Here is a 22,401-nt window from a genome sequence, read left to right as displayed (position 1 = left end):
GGAATAACCATTAACGCGGGCTTGCGCCTGCTTCGCATTAAGCTGGCGCAAGCCCGTTTCGCGCCGCGCCTTGCGACTCATCCCTCAAAAGCCCGTCTCGGCCACGAAGGATTCAATCAGAGGTTCCCTAGTGGGAACTGCATAACGAAAACTAAGGAAAGTTTGATATGTCGCATTCATCCGAGTCGCATACGGTATCCGATCAATCTGCCGAAACCGGGGCGGTTGCCACGAGAAAGTCTTCACGTTTCGCCCGATTGTTCGGTGGCCTGTGGCGGATGCTGGTCACGGTATGGGTCGCATTGTTCGGAGCAGTTTCCTGGCATGCGCCGCGATGGCTACAGCGTCTGGTGGATGCTGCTGTCAGGTGGCCCGTTCGTACGGCTGGTATTGTGGTTGTTCTGTTGGCGTTGGCGGGCGGTGGCTGGTGGGGTTATCAGTGGTATCAGAATCGCCCGAAACCCATCGAGCCGCCGAAGGTTCAGGTTCGGCTCACGCCGCCAGCACTAACCGATTACACCCAGACGCCACTGGTCGTGCAGCCGCTGGTTGTCGATTTTTCGGCTTCGGTTGCGCCGATTGCCCTGGTTGGCAAGCCGGCGAAGGCGGGTATCGAGCTGAGTCCGCCCGTGGCGGGCCAGTGGGAGTGGCACTCCGATAGGGAATTGATATTCACGCCTTCTGCAGATTGGCCGGTGGGGCAAAAATATCGACTGAACCTCGTGCCCGGCACGGCTACCACGCAGGGCGTGCGTCTGGCGCAGACGCAGTTCGATTTTTCTACCGTGCCGTTCCAGGCACAAATCAGCAGCCGGGAGTTCTATCAAGATCCGCAGGACCCACTGAAGAAATCGGCCATTTTTGGCGTGAGCTTCAATTATCCGGTCGATACCGCGACGTTTGAAAAAGCCGTTTCCCTCGCGATGCTCGAGCCGGATCCGACCAAGAAAAACGTGCTCAAAGAGGGCCCGCCGCAGAAATTCACCGTCACCTACGACCTGCGGCATCTGAACGCTTATGTGCATTCCGCGCCGTTGAGCCTGCCGCTGGATGAGCAGTTGATGCAACTGACCCTGCGTAAGGGGATCGCCAGTGTACGCGGTGGCGCAGGTACGGCGACGGAGCTGACGGGCGTGGCGAGCATTCCCGGTTTGTACAGTCTTGGCATCAACAACGCGTCGATCACATTGGTGGATAACGAACGTTTCGAGCCGACCCAGACGTTGGTAATCGGTACGACTTCTCCCGTGACCGGCAAGGAATTGAACGCGAAGGTCAAAGCCTGGTTGCTGCCAGTCAACGGGCCGGAGCAACAAATGAATTACTCCTGGTATCCGGGGCGGATCAACCAGAGTGTCCTAGCGCGTTCCCAGGTCTTGCCGTTGGACATTCAGCCGACTGAGCGGAATTATGACGGGGTGCATGGCTTCCGTTTTTCCGCTCCGCCGGGACGTCAGTTGTATGTTTCCATCGATCGCGGTTTGACCGGCTTTGGCGGTTATCAACTGGGTAAGGCACAAAGTTTCGTATTGCGGGTGCCGCCGTATCCGAAATTGTTGAAGTTCCTGGGGCAGGGTGCCTTGCTGTCGATGAGCGGTGATCATCGTGTTTCCGTGGTGGCGCGCAACATGCCGGGGATGCGTGTGCGTATTGCGCGTCTGTTGCCGGATCAGTTGCAGCATCTGGTATCGATGAATCAGGGCAATTTCGAACATCCCCGGCTGAGCATCAGCCCGGATCATCTGGTGCAGCGTTTTACCCAGGTCGAGCCTTTGGCGAACGTCGACCCGACCAAAGCCGTATATTCCGGCGTGGATTTGGGACAGTATCTGGGGTCGGGTTCAAGCCGCAAACGCGGGGTGTTCCTGTTGCAACTGTCGGCATGGAATCCGAATAATCCGGATCAGGACGATAGCGGCTATTCGTCCGATCCGTTCGATGCCGAAAGTTATCAGCAACCGGGACCGGGTGACAGCCGGCTGATCGTGGTGACCGATCTTGGCCTGCTGGCAAAGCGTTCGCTGGATGGTAGCCGCGACGTGTTCGTCCAATCGTTAAGCACCGGGCAGCCGGTGACCGGGGCCATCGTGAAGGTGATAGCCGAGAACGGCCAAACCTTGCTTTCTGCCACCACGGGCGGCGACGGCCATGTGCACTTCCCGACCCTGAGCGGCTTTAAGCGCGAACTCAGACCGGTGATGTTCACGGTGTCTCATGATGATGCGCCGCAAGGAGTGGTGCAGCCGGGCGAGACCGGCAGCAACGAGGATTTCTCCTTTTTGCCCATCGGCAGCAGCGACCGGATGCTGAATTTCTCCCGCTTCGATATCGGCGGTGCGCCCAACGCCCAAAGTACGGGCGAATTGAGCGCCTATCTGTTCTCTGACCGCGGGTTGTACCGACCGGGTGATGAGTTCCATATCGGATTGATCGTTCGGGCGGCGAGCTGGCAGCAGAACATTTCGGGTTTGCCCTTGGTGCTGGAACTGGTCGACCCGCGCGGTCTCACGGTTACGCGCAAGCACATTTCGCCCGATCAGAGCGGTTTCATGCAGTGGAGCTACACAACGCCGGAAACCGCTCCGACCGGCGGTTGGTCGGTGAATCTCTACCTTATCAAGCAAGACCACGACGAAACCCTGCTTGGCTCCACCACCGTGCAGGTCAAGGAGTTCGAGCCGGATCAGACGCGCGTGAATGCGCGCCTCAAGCCGGATGCGAGTGCGGGCTGGGTGAAACCGGGCAATCTGCACGCGCTGATTCAGGCCAATACGCTGTACGGTACGGCGGCGGATCACCGTCGCGTGACGGCGACGATGACGCTGCGTCCGGCTTTTCCATCGTTCCCGCTTTGGCGCGATTACAGCTTCTACGATCCGCACCGCGCCAAGGATGGATACACGGAAACCCTGCAAACACAAACGACGGACGACAAGGGTACGGCGGATTTCCCGCTGGACCTCTCCAGCTTCGCCAGTGCGACCTATTCGCTGCGTTTTTATGCTCAGGTTTTCGAGCCCAATAGCGGGCGGAATGTCTCAGCCGCAGTTACCGCGCTGGTGTCGAGCGCGGATTATCTCGTGGGTGTGAAGACGGATGGCGATCTCGATTTCATCGACCGCGACGCCAAACGTGCCGTTCACGTGCTGGCGGTCAATCCCCAACTCAAGTCCATTGCCGTGCCGAATCTCAAGGCGGTGATTCTGGATCGGCATTATATTTCCGTACTCACGCGGCAGGATTCCGGCGTGTTCAAGTACGAATCCAAACTCAAGGAAACGCCGGTCAGCAGCCAGCCGCTGACGATTGCCGCCGGTGGCAGCGACCTGCCGCTACCGACCAGTCAGCCCGGCAGTTATGCGCTGGTGATCGAAGACGCGGAGGGTACGCAACTCAACCGTATCGATTTCACCGTGGCGGGGAATGCCAATGTCAGCCGTTCGCTGGAACGTAACGCCGAATTGCAACTGGCGCTGAACAAAAAGGATTACGCACCGGGTGAAACCATCGATGTGGCCGTACGCGCGCCGTATGCGGGCAGCGGCCTGATTACGATCGAGCGTGACAAGGTCTACGCCTGGGTGTGGTTCCACAGCGATACGGCCAGTTCCGTGCAGCACATCACCGTGCCGAAAGACTTTGAGGGCAACGGTTATATCAATGTGCAGTTCCTGCGCGATCCGTCCTCTTCCGCGATTTACATGAGTCCGCTGAGTTACGGGGTGGTTCCGTTCTCGGTCGATCTCGGCGCCCATCGTGAAGCCGTGAGCGTGACTACGCCGAGTCTCATCAAGCCAGGCCAGACACTGGATATGACCGTCGACACGGCCGATACAGCACAGGTGGCCCTGTTCGCAGTCGATGCCGGGATTCTGCAAGTGGCGAATTACAAGCTTGGCGACCCGCTGGATTATTTCTTCCGCAAGCGGATGTTGCAGGTCGATTCGTCGCAGATTCTCGATCTGATGTTGCCCTCGTTCGATCAGCTCACCAGCATGAGCACGACCGGCGGCGATGGCGACACATTGCGCCAGCAACAGCTCAACCCTTTCCGTCGCAAGCATGAGCAGCCGGTGGCGTACTGGTCTGGCGTCGTCACGGTCAAGGGGCGCCATACGTTCCACTATGCCGTGCCCGACTCGTTCAATGGCGAACTGAAAGTGATGGTGGTGGCCGTTACACCGCAAAAAATCGGCATTAATGAAACCGAAACCACGGTGCGCGGCGATTTTGTGCTTTCGCCGAATCTGCCGGTGGCCGTTGCGCCGGGCGATGCGTTCGATGCCAGCGTGAATGTCGTCAACAACCTGCCGGCTACCGGCGACGCACCCGATCAGACCATGCCCATTCGCGTGCAGATCAACGCCGGTTCCGCCTTCGCCGTGCAGGGTGACTCCGTGCAAATGATCGATCTGGCCGCGGGAAAGTCCGGTGTGGTGAATTTCAAGTTGAAGGCTTTGGAACATCTGGGATCGGCGCCGGTGAAATTCACCGCGACTTATGAGGAGAAGCAGGCGATGCGCAGCACGGAAGTATCCGTGCGTCCCGCCGTACCGTTCCAGACCAAGATAGACGTGGGTCGACTCTCGCCGGGTCAATCCGTCACCATCAAGCCTTTGCGGGATCTGTTCCTCGAACGCTCCGAACGCCATGCAGCCGTTTCCTTCCTGCCGTTGGTGATGATGCGCGGCCTGAGTACGTATCTCGAACATTATTCGAACTACTGCACGGAGCAGACGGTTTCTGCCGCCACGCCGGGGTTGATTGCTGCGGTACGACCCGAGTTCGCGCTCAATGCAGCCGATGCGGCACGCGCACCGTTGGTGGTGAATCGCGCGATTGCCACCTTGCGCAACCGGCAGAACGGCGAGGGTGGTTTCGGCATCTGGACGGCCACACCGGTCGCCGATCCTTTTGTTTCCGTGTATGCGATGCATTACCTGCTTCTGGCGCGTCAGGCCGGGTTGAACGTGCCTGCCGATATGCTCGAACGAGGGATGGGGTATTTGCGGCGCATGGCGGCGGATGAATCGCTGGGTGATCTGGATGGATTGCGTGCCCGAGCCTTCGCCATTTACCTACTTACTTCCTCGGGGCAAGTGACGACCAACTTCATTGCTTCCGTGCAGCAGCGCTTGCAGACGCGCTATCCGGCCGTCTGGAAGAACGATCTTGCGGCCGTATACCTGGCTTCTTCCTACCATCTGCTCAAGCAGGACGCCGAAGCAAACCGGCTGATTCAGGCACCGTACAATGAACTGATCAAACCGCGTCCGGCCCGGTTGCCCTGGCGTTATGCCTATTACTACGATCCGCTGATTGCCGATGCGCAAACGTTGTATCTGATCGAGAAGAACTTCCCGGCGCTGGCGGCGAAGGTGCCCGAAGCGACGCTGATACGCATCATCGAACCGATCCAGCAGGGGCGGTACAACACGCTCTCGGCCGCACTCACCCTGTTTGCGCTGTCCGATCTGCCGCAGGGGCAGGCCAAACCCGATGGATTGAGTCTGCTGCAAAGTGCCGCCAAGCCGGGTGCCGATGCCAACACTGACGCGGTATTCCAACCGTTCGGTGATGCGAATGGCGCTGTAGTGACGGGCAATCTCGCGTCAGACAGCACGCAGATGCGCTTTGCCTATGCCCCTGAGGACGGCGCAACTGCACCGGCGTGGTATTCGCTGTCGCAGGCCGGTTACGACCGTGTACAGCCGACCAAGACCATCAAGGACGGGCTGGAAATCGTGCGTGAATATACGGATGAATCCGGCAAGCCGATCCAGAAGGTCGCGCTCGGCCAGACCATCGACGTGCACATCAGTCTGCGCGCATTGGGTGATCGGGCCGTCGGCGATGTGGCCATTGTCGATATTCTGCCGGGCGGGTTTGAAGTGGTGAGCAATCCACCGCCCGCGCCGTCGGTTCAGGATTCGTCAACGGAGCAGTCCTCAGACGAGCCGGATGCCGGGACAGCCGATCAAAATACGGACGACGACGCTGCACCGATGATTGCAAATGACCCGCTCGCCCAACCGGGGAGCGATATGGAAGTCAGCTATGTCGAACCACGGGAAGATCGCGTGCTCATTTACGCCATGGCGAACCGTGACGTGCAGCAGTACATCTACCGCATCCGGCCGACCAATACCGGTCGGTTCATCGTGCCGCCCGAATACGCCGCATCCATGTACGACCGGACATTGCGGGCCTATACGCCGGGCGATGGGGTTTTGACTGTAACATCACCCGATACGCCCTCGGACGCATCGACCAAAAGCCTGAATTAGGGGGCACCTCGAAAAACCGTCACGAGCATGTTCGAGTGCAAGGAGCCGCGCAGTGAGCAACGAGACATATCAAGTAGATAGGCGAGGCGCGAACGAGCACGCGACGCCGCAATCGGACAGCGCAGTAGGTTTTTCGAGGTGCCCTAGGGGCATTGGGATTGCTTATGGCGGGCAATGGGCGGAGTAGCTTTTTGAACGTGGCCTTGAAATCTACCCGACGTTGGCTGATGGCTGTGGCGGTGATTGTTCTGCTGGCGATGTTGGCCGTGATGGGCTTGCGACAGTGGCTGCATTCCCGGCCGCATTTGCCATTGGCGGAGTGGTTGCCTTCATCCACCGCCGTACTGGATGATCGCGGCCACTTGTTGCGCCTTACGTTGGCTGCCGACGAGCAGTATCGACTGTGGACGCCATTGAACGATATCTCGCCGTTGCTCGTGCAGGCCATCTTGCTGCATGAAGATCGTCATTTCTATCTCGAGCCGGGCTTCAATCCGTTCAGTCTGCTGCGTGGGGCGTTCAAGACTTATGTATTGCGACGCCATCCACAGGGCGGTTCGACCATCACCATGCAATTGGCGCGATTGCTCTGGCGCATGGATACCCGCAGCCCGGCGGGAAAACTGGAGCAGATTGCCCGTGCGGTACAACTTGAACTGACCTATTCCAAGGATGAGATTCTGGAGGCCTATCTCAACGATGCCCCCTTCGGCGGGAACATTCAGGGCGTTGGTGCGGCGAGTCTGGTGTATTTCAACCATCCGCCATCCGACCTCAGCTTGCCGGAAGCGCTCACACTGGCCGTGTTGCCGCAGAATCCGAGTCTGCGGGGCAAAATCGATACGGATCGTGCCAATCCGTTCCTGATTGCCGCACGTAATCGTCTGTTCCAGCGCTGGCGGCTGCACCACTCAGCCGCTCAATCGGTTGCGACCCTGTTCGATTTGCCGCTGTTGATGCGCCGTTCGAGCCAGTTGCCATTCAACGCACCGTGGTTTGTCGACCAACTGCTCGCGGAGCGTACGGTTGCCGCTGCTCTGCGACGAAACGGGTCGTCCAGCATGGGGAATTACTGGTTGCACAGCACGCTCGATCTGCGATTGCAGCGCATGCTTGAGCGTCAGGTAACGGCCTATGTCCGCCAGAACCGCCAGCAGGGCATCAACAACGCAGCGGCACTGTTGGTCGATACGCGGGATATGGGTATCAAGGCCATGATCGGTTCTGCCGATTATTTCGATACGGCAATCGACGGGCAGGTTAATGGCACCAACGCCAAGCGCTCGCCGGGATCGGCGCTCAAGCCGTTCATTTACGGCCTGGCCTTCGATCAGGGCGTGGCGATTCCCGCGACGGTTCTGCGCGATGTGCCGACCTCGTTCGGCCCGTATTCACCGGAAAATTTCGATGGCCGGTTCGAAGGCCCGATTACCGTGACACAGGCACTGATTCGCAGCCGGAACATTCCCGCCGTGGATGTGGCCGCCCAGCTCAGTCACCCCAGCTTCTACGGTTTTCTGCGAACCGCCGGTGTGTCGGATATGGCGCCTGAGGCGCATTACGGGTTGGCACTGGTGTTGGGCGGCGGCGAAGTGACCATGCAGGAAATGGCCAGACTCTACGCGATGCTGGCAAACCAGGGTGTGCTGCAACCGCTGGACATGCTCGCGGGTGCGAAGGGAATTGAGCAAACGCCCGACTCGGCAAAAGGGCAGGGCACGCGGCTACTCAGTGCTTCGGCCAGCTACATGGTGCTCGATATCCTGCGGCAGAATCCACCGCCGCTATTGTCGCCTACCGGGCAACCCAGTCGCCTGCCTGTGGCGTGGAAAACCGGAACATCATCGGGATTCCGTGATGCCTGGAGCGCTGGCGTGTTCGGGCCGTATGTGCTCATCGTCTGGCTGGGTAATTTCGACGGCAGCGCCAATCCTGCGCTGGTGGGCGGCGATACGGCAGCGCCGCTGTTCTTCAATATCGTCGAGGCGCTGAAGGCAGCCAATCCCGGGCTTGGCCCCTTGCCTCAAACCATCCCGGCACGATTGAGGCAAGTAGATGTTTGTCTTTCCAGCGGTGCGCTCCCGACCGTCTGGTGTCCGCGCCGAGGCAAGAGCTGGTTCATTCCCGGTGTGTCGCCGATCAAGGTCGATACCGTCTATCGCCCGGTCTGGGTGGACAAGACGACTCAAAAGGCGGTCTGCCCTCCGTTCGATTCCACGCGGAATGAACGTAAGGTGTTCGAATTCTGGCCGAGTGACTTGCAGCAGGTGTTCGCAGCCGCCGGGCTTGCTCGTGCCAAGCCACCGCAGGCCGCCAGTTGTCAGTTCAATGGCAACCCGGTAGCGGGAATGGTGCCGAAAATCACATCTCCTTTGATGGGTAGCGTTTATACCTTGCAGCTATCTGATCCGACTCAATCGCGCATTGCGCTGACCGCAGATACCGATGCCGATGTCCGAGCGATTTACTGGTTTGCTGACCGCAGCTACCTGGGGCAGAGTGAAGTAGGGCAGCCCTTGTTCTGGACGCCTGATCAGCCAGGTACTTATACCCTGCGCGCCGTGGACGACCATGGCCGTGCAGACAGCCGGGAAATCCGTGTGGCCGCAGTGCCATGATGTGGGCGTTTGTTCGAAGGCCCTTTGGCTATATTGGGTACTATTTAGAATTTAAAGCAAAATTCCAGTCCCGCTTGGGGCCATCGCGGGTGTGTACCGCGACGAGTGCGCTGATTTATTCCAAGGATGGAATAAATCAGCATTTAATCAGGCTGTCGGCCTCGGTGGAAAAAGTGCTTGATGCGCTGACAGTTGATTCCGAGGTTTGGAACAAGACGGTCTGGTGATCGATGCATACCTGACTGAGTGTTGAAAGAATGCAATCAGCTAGGAAACTGGCGGGGCTTCATTTCGTGACATGGCAGGTAAACCGACCTTCCAGGGCCAAATACCAATCTTTGAATTTATCGGCCGATAATGGACGCGAAATCAAATAGCCCTGCGCGATATCGCAACTCAGGGTTTCAAGCAGGGTGCAGACTTTTTCATCTTCCACGCCCTCGGCAATCGCCTTGATGCCCATTTTGTGCGCAAGAGAAATGGCCGCTTCCAGAATGTGCCCGGCTCTGGTGTCCGCGAGGGAGGATCGAACAAAGGATTGATCTATTTTGATATAGGAAATGGGTAATCGATACAGATACTGCAGCGATGAAAAGCCTGTGCCGAAATCATCGATAGAAATACTGACCGAAGTGGCGGCCAAATCGGTCAATACTTCAATCGCGCGCGCCACATCCACCATCAGGGCTCGTTCCGTTACCTCAAGCTCTAGCGATTCTCCCTGAAGTCCATGACGTGCAAGTATTTGTTTTACCAGGTCCGGGAAACCGGGGTGGAGCAAGTTACGGGGAGATACATTGACGGCGATCGGCAAATCGATGCCATGCTGCCGCCATTCCACTACCTGTTGCATGGCCTGCTCAAGCGCAAACTCCGTAATTGAATGAATCAACGTGCTCTGTTCGGCCAGAGGGATAAATACATCTGGCGGGATGTTTCCATGCTCCGGGTGATGCCAGCGCATTAGCGCCTCGACACTATGAATTTCCCCCGTCGCGATGTTGACCTTAGGTTGATAGTGCATTGATAGCTGCCCGGCTTCGAGTGCATGGATCATCTCGCCCAGCGTTTTCATGTTGTCCCGAACGGTGCGCCGGATTCCCGGGCCAAAAGCGATGTGATCCTGATTCTGCTCGTATGCAACAACCAGAGCAGACTCTGCTTGCTGCATGTAGATTTCGGGCGCCGCCTCCATCGTGCGGAAAGTCACGTATCCCATCCGTAAATCAGCATGAATGGGGATTTTCCTGAACGGGAATGCCTGCCGGGATACCGCGGCCAACTTTTCAACCAGATAGTCAACTTGTACGCCACTATCCAGTTCAATAAACAAAGCCATCCGCTCCATGTCCGTGCGGTACACGCTGAGCTTGCCCAACGCGATTTTTTCAAAGCGCTGCGCCGATTGCTGGATAATTTCATCGATCACATTGAAACCAAATGCAGATTTCAGTTCCATGGCCTTGCCCATTGCAACGATGACCAGCAAGAAATTCGCATCGCGCTTCTCATTCGCTATTTCAATCAGTTTGTCCAACAAGGCATTCTGGTTTGGCAGCTTGGTCTCGGGGTCATGTCTTGAAAACCAACGAAGTTTTCTCAAATACGACCGGACGCCATCACTGGCCATGCCGCTGAGAAAACCGATCAAAACGAAGAATCCGGTGCGATACAACCAATTGGACGTATCCTGCATCTCGTGGGTGGCTACATTAATCGGCATGAAGGGGCCGAGTATCAGCCCCCCCAACAGCCCGAATACAAGCCCACCCCGCATCCCGAACATAAACCCCGACAGAAGGATGGGTATGTACATCGAATGGGAATATACGAATTTGATCCCGCCCGTTTCATAAACCAGGGCATAAACCATCCCCATTAATATCAACAGGAAAGGCACCATGAAGATGCGCACCGCACGCTCATGCCGATCAAGCCATTGGAATGTACGTGTGGCTACCATTTCTAACGACTCCTTGTGAAGAGATGGCAAAAAATCCTTATTTCCGTCCCAACATTAACCCAGTTTTACTGTGCTGCAGTACCTTGGAACAATCAAGCATTTTTCATAAAGCGCGTACAAGAGTGCGTGTTGAAATAGGCAAATAAAAAAGCCCCTTGAGTCAGGGGCTTAATTGGTATTTGTGGCGGAGCGAGAGGGATTCGAACCCTCGATACGGGGTTACCGTATACACACTTTCCAGGCGTGCTCCTTCAACCACTCGGACACCGCTCCAGTTTTTCGCGCGTCTCGACAGACGGGCAGGAAAGTGGCGCGGATTCTAGCAATCGTGCGGGGCTTTAGCAAACAAACTTATGTCTTTGCTCGCTCGAATACGGCCATGGATTCAATGTGGCTGGTATGCGGGAACATGTCCATGACGCCCGCAGCGATCAGGCGGTAGCCGTGTTGATGTACCAGAATGTGGGCATCGCGCGCCAGGGAGCCCGGATGACAGGATACGTACACAATCCGTTCGGGGGCGAAACGCGCGATATGCGGCATCATGGCTTCGGCACCAGCACGGGGTGGATCGAGCAGGACGCGGTCGTAGGTTTGTTGCATCCAGAGATGGGTCGGATCGGGTTCAAACAGGTTGCCAATGACATGTTCGGTATTTGTGATGCCGTTGGCGGCGGCCGATTGCGCACCGCGCTTGACCATGGGTTCATCGAGTTCGACGGCGGTTACTTTGGCGGCTTGGCGGGCAATGGGCAGGGTGAAATTGCCGAGACCGGCGAAAAGGTCGAGCACATGATCGCCCGGTTGCACATCCAGCCATTGGAGCGCCTGCACAACCATGGCCCGATTGACGTCCGTGTTGATCTGGATGAAGTCCAGTGGCGCGAATTCTATGGAGACATGAAAACCGGGATGCGCGTATGTCAGCGGGGCGACTAGCGCCTTGTCGAGCGGATGGATGCTGTCGTTGCCTCCCGGTTGAAGATAGATGTCGAAACCTTCCTGTATGCCAAAGGCCCGGAGCTTTTCCTTATCGCTCTGGCTCAAGGGCTCGATGTGGCGGAATACGAGTGCGACCCGGTCATCGCCGCAGGCCACTTCGATTTGCGGGATGCGTTCACGGGCTTCCAGGCTGTGGATGATCTCGCCGATGTCGGTCAGTCGTTCGCCTACGCGGGGATCAAGCACGCGGCAGCTTTGCAGATCGGAGAGAAAATGGGTGTGTCGTTCTCTGAACCCGACGATTACCCGTCCTTTTTTGGGTACGTATTTGACGCCGAGCCGGGCTTTGCGGCGGTAACCCCAGTTCGCACGGGCTAATGCGGGCAGTACGGTCTCTGGAACAACCTTGCCGATGCGTTGCAGTTGGTCGAATAGCGCCTGTTCTTTGGTGGCCAGTTGTTTTTCGCTGGTGAGATGCTGCATAGCGCAGCCGCCACATTGGTCGAAGTGAGGGCAGGGTGGTGTGATGCGATCCGGTGAGGCTTGTTCGACGGCGATGGTATCGCCTTCGTCAAAGTGTTTTTTCCGATCTGTGTAGATAAAGCGCACCGTCTCGCCGGGTAACGCGCGACCGATAAATGTGGCCTTGCCATCGATATGGCTGACACCACGTCCTTCGAGGGTAAGGGATTCTATTTGGGCTTGAAATTCACCCTTCGGCAACTTTGGTTTTCGCACGATTGGATAGGCTCCTCGGATGAGACGGCGACATGTTTGGGGGTGGTATTGAAGCAGGGTTTGTGGTGTCGGGGAAGAGGAAGGATTGGAGCGGAGTTATTTCTGAGGAAACAACCTGTTCAGTGGCATTTACAATTTGATACAGAATTCCGATGTTCTGTTTTTTTATGGTATTTCTTGGAAAGATTTTTAAATTCAATTGGTTGCGATTTTTTATCTGTGTCTGAGCCGGGTTCTGTTCATCTTGCGCTATTTTAACGCCGCCCTCATATTGATACCACAAGGCGGGCGTACCTACCCGATGAGCGAGTGTGTAGTGACTGTCACCAATGAGTTTTGGGACGAGGGGTGAATACGATGAACCGATTAGGTCGTTTTGTGTTGGGTCTGGCTACTGTTCCATTGCTCGGTGGTTGTGTCGCTGTGGGTTACCCCGATAGCGCGCCTATGTACCCGGAGTATGGGGTGGTGCGTTCGAGCAATGTCAGTATTGGCATTAATGTACCGGTTTATCCGTCCTTGGTTCGGATTCCGGGCTACCCGGTCTATTACGCCCCCGGCGTGGCTACCAACTACTTCTTTTACGATGGGGTGTACTGGGTCTTCCGGGACGACGGTTGGTACCAGAGCACCTGGTACAACGGGCCGTGGGTTTACGTTTCACCCAATGTGGTGCCTTTGTACATTCTGCGGATTCCTGTTCGTTATTACCGCTATCCTCCGGCCTATTTCCGTAGCTGGCATCCCGATGCGCCTCCGCGTTGGGGCGAGCACTGGGGGCCTCAGTGGGAACAGCATCGTCACGGATGGGATAAGTGGAATCGGTCAGCGGCTCCGGCGCCTGCACCCTTGCCACACTACCAGCGGGAGTACTCCGGTTCGAAATATCCTCGGCTGGAACAGCAACCCAAATTACGTGCAGAGAGATACCGTTATCAGCCTCAGGATCGTGCGGGACGTCAGCTTTATCAGGAGCGCGAACGGGAACAGATGAGGGCTCAGCCTCCTGCGCAGCGAGGCTATGTTCCCGAACCGCAACAGCAACGAATTCAGCCAATGCCTCAGGAGCGAAATCAGCGGCAGATGGAGCATCAGCGCTCCTATCCGTCTGCTCCTATGATGCAGCAGCAACCTCAACCGCAGCAGATGCAGCCCCGATATCAACCACAACAGATGCAGCAGCGGTACCAGCTACAGCCGCAGATTCAACCGCGATATCAACCGCAGCCGCAACCTCAGCAAATTCAGCCGCGGCAGGATTCTTCAGGGCTTGGGCAACAACCCGGAGCGGGTCAGCTTGGTGGCGCACCTCAGGGGGGTATTCAAGGAGGCCAGGGTGCCGCGCAGCGAGATTATCGGCAGCAAGGGCAACGCCAGGATCGTTAGCCGTAACGCCTGATTCTTTTCAAGCCGGGTTTGCTCCATGGGGAGGGCTCGCTTGAAGCGAGTCAGGTGTCCTGTACTTTTGCGAAACCACGGATCGTGGTCACGAGTGCTCTTGCTGCCACTGCGCATACGAGACGCGGGCGATATCGAAGCGATCGGTCGTGTGGCAATACACGGAGGGCGAGCCCATGCGTCCGATCGGTGCAAAGTTGTTGATATGCAGGCGCTCATCGATCAAGTCGTCATGAACGTGGAACATCACGACTTCCCCGATAATCAGGGTGTTTGCACCGAGCTGTTGTTCACTGAACAGTCTGCATTCCATACTTGCTTTGGCCTCCGCCACGCGAGGAACTTTGATCCTTTCGGATGGCGCGGTGTGCAAATTGGCGATCTCCAATTCGCTGATCGTTGCAGGGAAGTCCGCGGCAGAAATGTTCATGGCGTCGAATAACTCTTCGGTCACCAGATTCACGACGAATTCACCGTTTGCATGGACATTCCTGGCCGTGTCCTTGGGTTCGCCCGCATCGTTTTTGCCCACGCTGAACATGACATAAAGCGGGTCGCTCCCGATGGCATTGAAAAAACTGTACGGTGCCAGATTGACGATCCCATCGGGACTCAGGCTGCTGATCCACGCGATCGGGCGAGGCACGACCAGGTTGGTCAGCAATTTGTAGTTGTCCATCTTCGAATGCTGGGCGGGATCAATGTGCATGGGGCGGTCCTCTGTGAATCGGCTTCTGGTATTCGATAGTATTGCAATCTGAGAAGGTTAGTCGATCAACTGATCTGCTGCATGAATGGGTCGTAAATAGGGCGGTATAGTTTCTTCGGATTTTGTACGAGCCTCATAGAACAGGGAGGGGCGCGAGGTCATACAGGGAATTAAATCGTCGTTGTTTGCTCATACACTGGTTGTTGTCGCCTGTTTTGCAGCGATGGCTGAGTTACACTAATCAACTTCCACGTTTTACCGAATTGGGCATTATTCAATGAGCGAAAGCATCCATCACCCCGCGTTTACCTTTGTTCGTTCCCAGCCGATTGCGGCCTTGAATCTCACGGTGGATGAATACCGTCACAATGCGACGGGCGCGCGGCATTTCCATCTGGCGACCGATGATCCACAGAATGTCTTTCTGGTAGGGTTGCGAACGGTGCCGGAAGACTCGACCGGGGTGGCGCACATTCTGGAACATACGGTGTTGTGCGGTTCGGAGCGTTTCCCGGTGCGCGATCCGTTTTTCATGATGATCCGCCGTTCGCTCAATACCTTCATGAATGCTTTTACCGCCAGCGACTGGACGGCCTATCCCTTCGCTTCGGTCAATGTGAAAGATTTCTACAACCTCTTGGATGTTTATCTCGATGCGGTGTTCTTCTCCCGCATTGACGAGCGCGATTTCCGGCAGGAAGGCCACCGCGTCGAATTCACCACGCCCGATGACCCATCCACACCTCTGACGTTCAAAGGCGTGGTGTTCAACGAGATGAAGGGCGCCATGAGTAACCCGTCCTCCGTGCTGTGGCAGACGCTGACGAGCGAGCTGTTCCCGACGACAACCTACCACTACAACTCCGGTGGCGAGCCCGCCGAAATTCCCAACCTGACTTACGCGCAATTGAAGGCGTTTTACCAGCGGTTCTATCACCCGTCGAACGCCGTGTTCATGACCTATGGCAATTTGCCGGTGATCGATCTGCAAACACAGTTCGAAGAGAAGGCGCTAAAACGCTTTACCCGTATCGATCCTAACTCTGCCGTGCCCATCGAGCAGGCGCTGACTTCCCCGCGCGTGGTGGAGGAAAATTACGCCCTCGATGAGCCCGATACCGCCGAGAAAACCCATGTGGTTGTCGGCTGGTTGTTGGGCGAAAGCACCGATCTGGATGCGGCGCTGGAAGCCCAACTGCTCGAAGGCGTACTGCTCGAAAACAGCGCTTCTCCGTTGTTGCGCGTGCTGGAAACCACCGATCTGGGCGGTTCGCCTTCGCCCATTCTGGGGTTGGAAGACTCACAACGGCAGATGGTGTTCGTGGCCGGTGTCGAAGGCAGCGAGCCGGATCGCGCCGAGGCTGTGGAACGGTTGGTACTCGATACCTTGACCGAGATTGCCGAAAAAGGCGTGCCTGCGGACATGATCGAGTCGGTACTGCATCAGATCGAACTCTCGCAACGCGAAGTGACGGGTGATGGCATGCCTTATGGCCTGCAACTGATCCTGCACGGTCTGCCTGCCGCAATTCACGATGGCGACCCGATTGCGGTTCTGGACCTGGAGCCTGCGCTGGCGCGGTTGCGCAAAAAGGCCGCTGATAGCCAATTTATCCCGAATCTGATCCGCAAACTGCTGCTCGATAACACCCACCGCGTGCGTGTGGTGCTCAAACCCGATACAGAATTGTCTGCTAGGAAGCAGGCCGCCGAACAGGCCCGTCTGGCCGCCATGCAGGCTGCCATGTCCGATGCGGAAAAACAGGCGGTAGTCGAACAAGCCAAGGCACTGGCCGAGCGGCAGGCCGAGGTCGATGACATCAGCATCCTGCCGACAGTCACGCGCGAGGATATTCCCGAACACATCGATTTGCCGACACCGGAAAAGATCATCCATCATCCGGCGACATCGACTTGGTTCAATCGCAGCACCAATGGTTTGGTCTACCTGCAAGCCGCGCTGGACTTGCCGCAACTGACCCACGATGAGCTCGATCTGCTGCCGATTTATAGCGGCGTATTGACCGAACTGGGTGCCGGAGATCGTGACTACCTGCAGATGGCCGAAGCCGTCGCCGCCCGTACGGGCGGGTTTTCTGCCCGATCATCCATTCGCCCGGATCTCGACAACGCGCATAAGCTGAGCTCGTTTTTCCTGCTCGGCGGCAAGGCATTGGTTCGCCATGCCGATGACCTCGTGGATCTGTTCCATCAGCACCTCAACGCGGCGCGTTTCGATGAAACCAGCCGTATTCGTGATCTGATCAGTCAGATTCGTTTTCGCAGTGAACAAGGTATTGCCGGAGCAGGTCACGTTCATGCCATGAATCTGGCTTCCAGCGGGATGTCGGCTCGTGCCAAATTGACCCATGAATCGGGCGGTGTCGCCGGTGTGCGCCGGATTAAGGCAATGGATGACGCGCTCGATGAGCCCAAAGCCATCCACGATGTGGCCGAGCGATTGGCCCGTCTGCACGCCAAGCTCAAGGGCGGCTTGCGTCAGTACAACGTGATTGCCGAACGCCGCCATTTTGGCGATATTCAGCCCGCACTGGAACGTGTCATGCAGCATGGCAATCCGGTCGAGCATTTCCAGCTGCCGAAGGTGCACCAACCGGTGCGCGAAGCCTGGATCGGTAACCTCGCCGTGAATTACTGCGCCAAAGCCCATGCCGCCGTACCGCCATTGCATGAAGATGCCGCCGCGCTGGCCGTTCTGGGTGGCTTTTTGCGTAACGGTTATCTGCACCGAGCCATTCGTGAGCAGGGCGGTGCCTACGGCGGTGGCGCGGGATACGATTCTGAATCAGCAAGCTTTCGCTTCTTCTCCTACCGAGATCCGCGCTTGACCGACACGCTCAATGACTTTGATCGAGCCATCGACTGGTTGCTGGATAATACACACGAAGGCCGTACGGTTGATGAAGCGATTTTCGGTGTCATTTCCAGCATCGATAAGCCCGGTTCGCCCGCAGGGGAGGCGAAAAAAGCGTTTCTTGATGGTCTGCATGGTCGCACACTCGAACAGCAGCGCCTGATGCGCGCCCGGATTCTGGATGTGACCGAAGCGGACTTAAAGCGCGTGGCAGAAACCTATCTGAAGCCGGATTCCGCTTCCATCGGCGTGCTTTGCGGTCCGACGAAAGAAGATGAGTTAACAGGGCTTGGTCTGCATATCGAGCGGATTTAAGCTCACCAGATTGTGGTTTCAACCGACGGGCCTGAACCGACGGGAAGCAGTATTTTATAACACGGGCGGCTCGGGGTACTTCTCGGGCAGCTTGTCCTTTTAATTCGATTCGCCCGATTCCGGCGTCGTTGAATGGAGAGTTGCACCATGTTCCAGTTTCGTTCCCTATCCTCATCACGATCACTGTTCTGGCCCGCCTGCGGGGTGATTCTAACCGCAACATCGGGTGCTGTTTGGGCCGCGCCGCCGCCCGAAGCGGCCAGTTGCGCGGCCTGTCACGGCGCACAGGGTGAAGGCATGGCAGCAGCCCATTACCCGCGCCTGGCCGGAATGCCGGCGGATTATCTGGCCGAGCAGTTGCATTTGTTCGCATCAGGGCAACGCCAGAACGCCATTATGTCTGGCATGGCCAAACCGTTGAGCGCCGAGCAGATCAAAACGCTGGCTGATTATTACTCAGGCTTGCCCGTCACTATGGCCGCGCCTGCGCAGACGGTTCCCGCCGATTTGAAACCTCGTGGTGAACAACTGGCCGTGTATGGTGACTGGAAGGCGGGAATACCCGCCTGTTTTCGTTGTCATGGCCCGGGTGGTGTGGGCGTGGCGCCTGCATTTCCTGCCTTGACTGGGCAATCTGCGACCTATCTTGATCAGCAAATTACGGCTTGGAAAAATGGTACACGTAGTGGTGACCCTCAGGGGTTGATGCATACCATCGCGTTACGGATGAGTGATGCCGATACCAAGGCAGTCACGGCCTGGTTGGCGGCGCAGAAGCCAGAGGCAGCGGTGATGGGCAAAACGAATCAGGCCGGAGGCGCGCAATGAGCAAGCACATTCAACAAATCAAGCCTGTGTTGACGTCGATTCTGCTGGCCTCCGTGGCCGTGGTGCCCATGGCCAGTTTGGCTGCTGTCGAGGTCACGCCCAAATCGGCACCGAATGCCGCTGTGTTGACGGGGTCGACCTTCACCCCTCCCGACCCTTCCACCATACCGAATGACGAATTCGGCAAGATGGTTCAATTGGGCCGCAACATCATGTTCGAATCGAAGAAGTACGCGCCGCAGTATGTGGGTAATTCACTCAATTGCGTGAACTGTCATACCGATGGCGGCGCGATGGCGGGTTCCGCGCCACTGTGGGGCGCGTGGGTGAGCTACCCGGCCTACCGTAGCAAGAACAAGAAAGTGAACACCTATGAAGATCGCCTGCAAGGCTGTTTTCGCTACAGCATGAACGGCAAGATGCCGCCGCTCGGCAGCGATGTACTGGTCGCGTTATCGGCTTATTCCTATTGGTTGGCCAAGGGCTTGCCGACGGGTGACACCAAAATAGCGGGTCGAGGCTACCCTGATTTTCCCGCGCCCAAGCAAGCGCCGGATTTCGTCCGTGGCCAGGCCGTGTATGAAGCCAATTGCGCGATTTGTCACGCCGCCAACGGTGAAGGCCGCGTGGTGAATGGCACCGTCGTGTTTCCGCCTTTGTGGGGCGCGCAGTCGTTCAACTGGGGCGCGGGCATGGGCAGTATCAAAAATGCGGCCAAGTTTATTTTCGCCAATATGCCCTATGGTCAAAGCTATAGCCTGACCCCACAGCAAGCCTGGGATGTGGCGTATTTCATGGATGGACATGAGCGTCCGCAAGACCCACGCTGGGAAGGCAGCGTAGCGGCCACGCGCGCCAAATATCACGACAATAAAAACAGTCTGTACGGCACCAAGGTGAACGGCGTTTTATTGGGGGATACCGGTGCACCGAAGCCGTTTAATGAATAGGGAATAAGCCGTTAACCCGCTTTGATGGTCTGGTGCTTGAATCACGTTTGATCAGGGTTTCTTTAAATCCCCCTCATTCCCCCTTTTACAAAGGGGGAGGTGCGCTTGCTCAAAAAGCGGAGGCTTATTCTCCCCCCTTTGAAAAAGGGGGCTGGGGGGATTTGCCGAGTCATACCGATTACCCGAAGGAACGCTGCGTTTGGCAGATCTTCCTTGAACTCAATTGCGAGCCAACATTTCCTGAGCGGTTGCCCGGGTCTGGGCGGTAATGTCGATGCCGCCGATCATGCGGGCGATTTCGTCGATACGTGCTGCGTGGTCCAGTGGCACGATCTCGGTCACGGTGCCACTTTCCAGATGGTGTTTCTGCACCTGAATCTGATGTTGTCCTTGCGCGGCCACCTGCGGTAGATGGGTCACGCAGAACACCTGCAGGGTCTGACCGAGAGCACGCAGATGACGCCCTACGATCTCGGCAATTGCGCCACCGATACCCGTATCCACTTCATCGAAAATAAAGGTTTCCACCGGATCGAAGGCAGCGGTGAGTGTTTTGAACGCCAGACTCACACGGGCCAGCTCGCCACCCGAGGCAATCTGATCGAGCGGTTGGGGCGGTTGACCGCGGTTGGCACTGATGAGAAATACGACATCGTCGATACCCTGTTCGCCCCGTACTGCGAGGTCGGCCATCGGGGTGATCGGGATTTCTATCTGCCCATGTGGCATGCCGAGTTGGCGGATGGCATCGGTGACCGCAGCGGCGAGTTTCGCTGCGGCGGCCTTTCTTTTGACCGAAATTTCGGCGGCAAGCTGGTCGTAGTCGGCCATCTGTGCCTGAATTCTGGCTTCGAGCGCGGCGCTGTCTGCTTGCGCGTGATCGAGACGCGCGGCTTCTTCTCGGAGTTCTGCGATACGGTCGTCCAGTTGCTCCGGTGGAATGCGGTGCTTGCGCGCCAACTGGTGTAGTTGGTCGAGGCGGGCCTGAACCCGTTCGAGTTGTTCGGGATCGTCTTCAGCCGAATCGAGCCGGTCGCGCAGGGTGTCTGCGGTCTCGCTTATCTGAATCTGGGCGGTTTCGAGTGCGTCGATCAGTGGTGAGATGGCGTCATCGAGCCCCGCGATTCGCGCGAGTGCCTGTTGTGCGTGCCCGATCCGGTCGTGCACGTTGTCATCGCCATCGAAGAGCTGTTCCAGTTGTGCGGCGAGCACACTGCGCCACTCATCCTGGCGGGAAAGGCGGCTCAGTAACTGATGGGACTGATTGAATTCATCCGGTTGCGGGTCGATCTGATCGATTTCTTCCAGTTGAAAGGCCAGCAAGGCGCGGCGGTCTTCACGGCTTTGTTCGGCGTTTCGAATTTCTTCGAGCTTATGCTCATTCTGGCGGAGTTCCCGTGACAGTTGCGCCAGCTTCTGCGTTGGCCCGGTGAGCCCGGCAAAACTGTCCAAAAGCATTCGCTGGTAGCGTTTTTCAAGCAGTTTCTGGTTGTGGTGCTGGCCATGAACGTCGATCAGCAGGCCACCGAGCGTTTTGAGGGTCGCGGCCGGGCAGGGGCGGCCATTGATCCAGATCTTGCCGCGCCCTTCGCGATTCAAGGTGCGACGGATGATGAGTTCATCGTCGAGCAGTTCCTGTTCTTCGAGGAATTCGGCCACGGGCGAGTTTGGGGTAACCTGAAACACCGCGATGACTTCCGCTTCATCGAAGCCGGATCGAATCAGTTGCGTATTGGCCCGTTCGCCCTGAATGAGGCCGATGGCGTCGATCAGGATGGATTTGCCCGCGCCGGTCTCGCCGGTGAGCGTGGTCATGCCGGGTGCGAACTGAATCTCGATCTCGTCGATCAGGGCGATGTGGCGGATGGTCAGGGATGTCAGCATGGGGAAAACTTAGCCGGTTTGCTCCGCCCAGCACAGTTTCGTGCGCAACAGGGCGTAATAGTCGTGGTTGCAGGGATGGATCAGGCGGATATCGTGATCGTGCCGACGAATGACCAGGGTATCACCGACATCCAGCGGGTGGTTGATCTGACCGTCGAAGCTCATCACGCCGCCGCCGCGCGACTGAGGCTTGGGTGTGATCTCGATCACATGCTGGGCACTGACCACGATGGGGCGATAACTCAGCGTGTGCGGGCAAATCGAGACGATGCCGATGGCTGGCAGGTCGGGCGCAATCAGTGGCCCACCGGCCGACAGCGCATAAGCGGTCGAACCGGTGGGCGTGCAGATCACGACACCATCCGAGCGCTGTTGGTTGAGCAGCACGCCATTGATATGCATGTCGAATTCGACCATGCGCGCCGGATCGCGCATCTTGAAGGTGATGTCGTTCATTGCGATGGCATGAAGAAGGCGGGTCTCGCCGCGCATCAAGGTGCCTTCAAGCAAAAAGCGCCGATCTTCGACGTAATGGCCGCGCAGCATGGCCTCCAGATAGAGTTTCAGATCGCTGGGCAGCACATCGACCAGAAAACCCAGTCGACCCAGGTTGACGCCCATCAGTGGGATATTCCACTGGCTCAGCGTGCGCGCTGCATTGAGCAGGGTGCCGTCGCCGCCGAGCACGATGATCAGGTCGCAGTCCGGTTGGTCACGGTCGAACCGTGACACCGGCAGCTTATGCACCGGATTGTCGCAGGATTGTTCCAGCGCCCAGTCGATGCCCATCTGATCGAGCAGTTTGATCAGTTTCTGGAACACCCGCTTGATTGCCTGGTCGGCGTAGGGCTTGGTGATGATGCCAATGCGCCGAAATACCGGCGCGTCCGAAGC

11 protein-coding genes and 1 tRNA gene are annotated in these 22,401 nt (G+C 57.3%); 6 read left to right on the top strand and 6 right to left on the bottom strand.

What is annotated here, in order from left to right:
• Positions 1 to 167: 167 nt before the first annotated feature.
• Together PHD44_RS05835 and pbpC are read left to right on the top strand one after the other, a co-directional pair.
• On the top strand, positions 168 to 6,287 hold the full coding sequence (locus PHD44_RS05835; RefSeq protein ID WP_300189132.1) for an alpha-2-macroglobulin: 6,120 nt from the start codon (positions 168 to 170) through the stop codon (positions 6,285 to 6,287).
• A 203-nt stretch (positions 6,288 to 6,490) separates the two neighbouring features.
• Complete coding sequence (gene pbpC / locus PHD44_RS05830) at positions 6,491 to 8,905, top strand: penicillin-binding protein 1C (RefSeq protein ID WP_300189129.1); 2,415 nt, start codon at positions 6,491 to 6,493, stop codon at positions 8,903 to 8,905.
• 286 nt (positions 8,906 to 9,191) lie between these two features.
• On the opposite strand, the gene PHD44_RS05825 is transcribed toward pbpC, so the two are convergent.
• From PHD44_RS05825 to rlmD, 3 genes are all read right to left on the bottom strand, one after another.
• Positions 9,192 to 10,868: a bifunctional diguanylate cyclase/phosphodiesterase gene (locus tag PHD44_RS05825; RefSeq protein ID WP_300189128.1), complete on the bottom strand. Its 1,677-nt coding sequence runs from the start codon at positions 10,866 to 10,868 to the stop codon at positions 9,192 to 9,194.
• A 182-nt stretch (positions 10,869 to 11,050) separates the two neighbouring features.
• Positions 11,051 to 11,141, bottom strand: a tRNA-Ser gene (locus PHD44_RS05820).
• A gap of 78 nt (positions 11,142 to 11,219) precedes the next feature.
• On the bottom strand, positions 11,220 to 12,548 hold the full coding sequence (gene rlmD, locus PHD44_RS05815; RefSeq protein ID WP_300189126.1) for a 23S rRNA (uracil(1939)-C(5))-methyltransferase RlmD: 1,329 nt from the start codon (positions 12,546 to 12,548) through the stop codon (positions 11,220 to 11,222).
• 357 nt (positions 12,549 to 12,905) lie between these two features.
• On the opposite strand from rlmD, the gene PHD44_RS05810 reads away from it, so the two are divergent.
• Complete coding sequence (locus tag PHD44_RS05810; protein ID WP_300189123.1) at positions 12,906 to 13,934, top strand: hypothetical protein; 1,029 nt, start codon at positions 12,906 to 12,908, stop codon at positions 13,932 to 13,934.
• 100 nt (positions 13,935 to 14,034) lie between these two features.
• Here PHD44_RS05810 and PHD44_RS05805 read toward each other — a convergent pair whose 3' ends face one another.
• The gene (locus tag PHD44_RS05805; RefSeq protein WP_300189120.1) at positions 14,035 to 14,655 is read right to left on the bottom strand and encodes a flavin reductase family protein; all 621 of its coding nucleotides are present in this window, start codon (positions 14,653 to 14,655) and stop codon (positions 14,035 to 14,037) included.
• Positions 14,656 to 14,932: 277 nt separating this feature from the next.
• Here PHD44_RS05805 and PHD44_RS05800 point away from each other — a divergent pair, with 277 nt between their 5' ends.
• The 3 genes from PHD44_RS05800 to PHD44_RS05790 all read left to right on the top strand — a co-directional run bounded on the left by PHD44_RS05800 (position 14,933) and on the right by PHD44_RS05790 (position 19,623).
• On the top strand, positions 14,933 to 17,845 hold the full coding sequence (locus tag PHD44_RS05800; protein WP_300189118.1) for an insulinase family protein: 2,913 nt from the start codon (positions 14,933 to 14,935) through the stop codon (positions 17,843 to 17,845).
• Between the two features lie 147 nt (positions 17,846 to 17,992).
• Positions 17,993 to 18,673, top strand: coding sequence for a c-type cytochrome (locus PHD44_RS05795; protein ID WP_300189116.1), 681 nt, complete (start codon positions 17,993 to 17,995; stop codon positions 18,671 to 18,673).
• Positions 18,670 to 19,623, top strand: coding sequence for a c-type cytochrome (locus tag PHD44_RS05790; protein ID WP_300189113.1), 954 nt, complete (start codon positions 18,670 to 18,672; stop codon positions 19,621 to 19,623). The genes PHD44_RS05795 and PHD44_RS05790 overlap by 4 nt, the downstream gene beginning before the upstream one ends.
• A gap of 219 nt (positions 19,624 to 19,842) precedes the next feature.
• Here the strand turns inward: PHD44_RS05790 and recN are convergent, their stop codons facing one another.
• Both recN and PHD44_RS05780 read right to left on the bottom strand, forming a co-directional pair.
• Entirely contained in the window at positions 19,843 to 21,507 is a 1,665-nt protein-coding gene (gene recN / locus PHD44_RS05785; RefSeq protein WP_300189110.1) for a DNA repair protein RecN, read from the bottom strand.
• Between the two features lie 9 nt (positions 21,508 to 21,516).
• Positions 21,517 to 22,401, bottom strand: an 885-nt coding sequence (locus PHD44_RS05780) for an NAD(+)/NADH kinase (RefSeq protein WP_300189108.1), incomplete at its 5' end; no start/stop codon positions are given.

The organism is Halothiobacillus sp. (assembly GCF_028710545.1).
In the GTDB taxonomy this organism is placed as follows: domain Bacteria; phylum Pseudomonadota; class Gammaproteobacteria; order Halothiobacillales; family Halothiobacillaceae; genus Halothiobacillus.
This window is presented reverse-complemented; position numbering and strand designations above follow the sequence as displayed.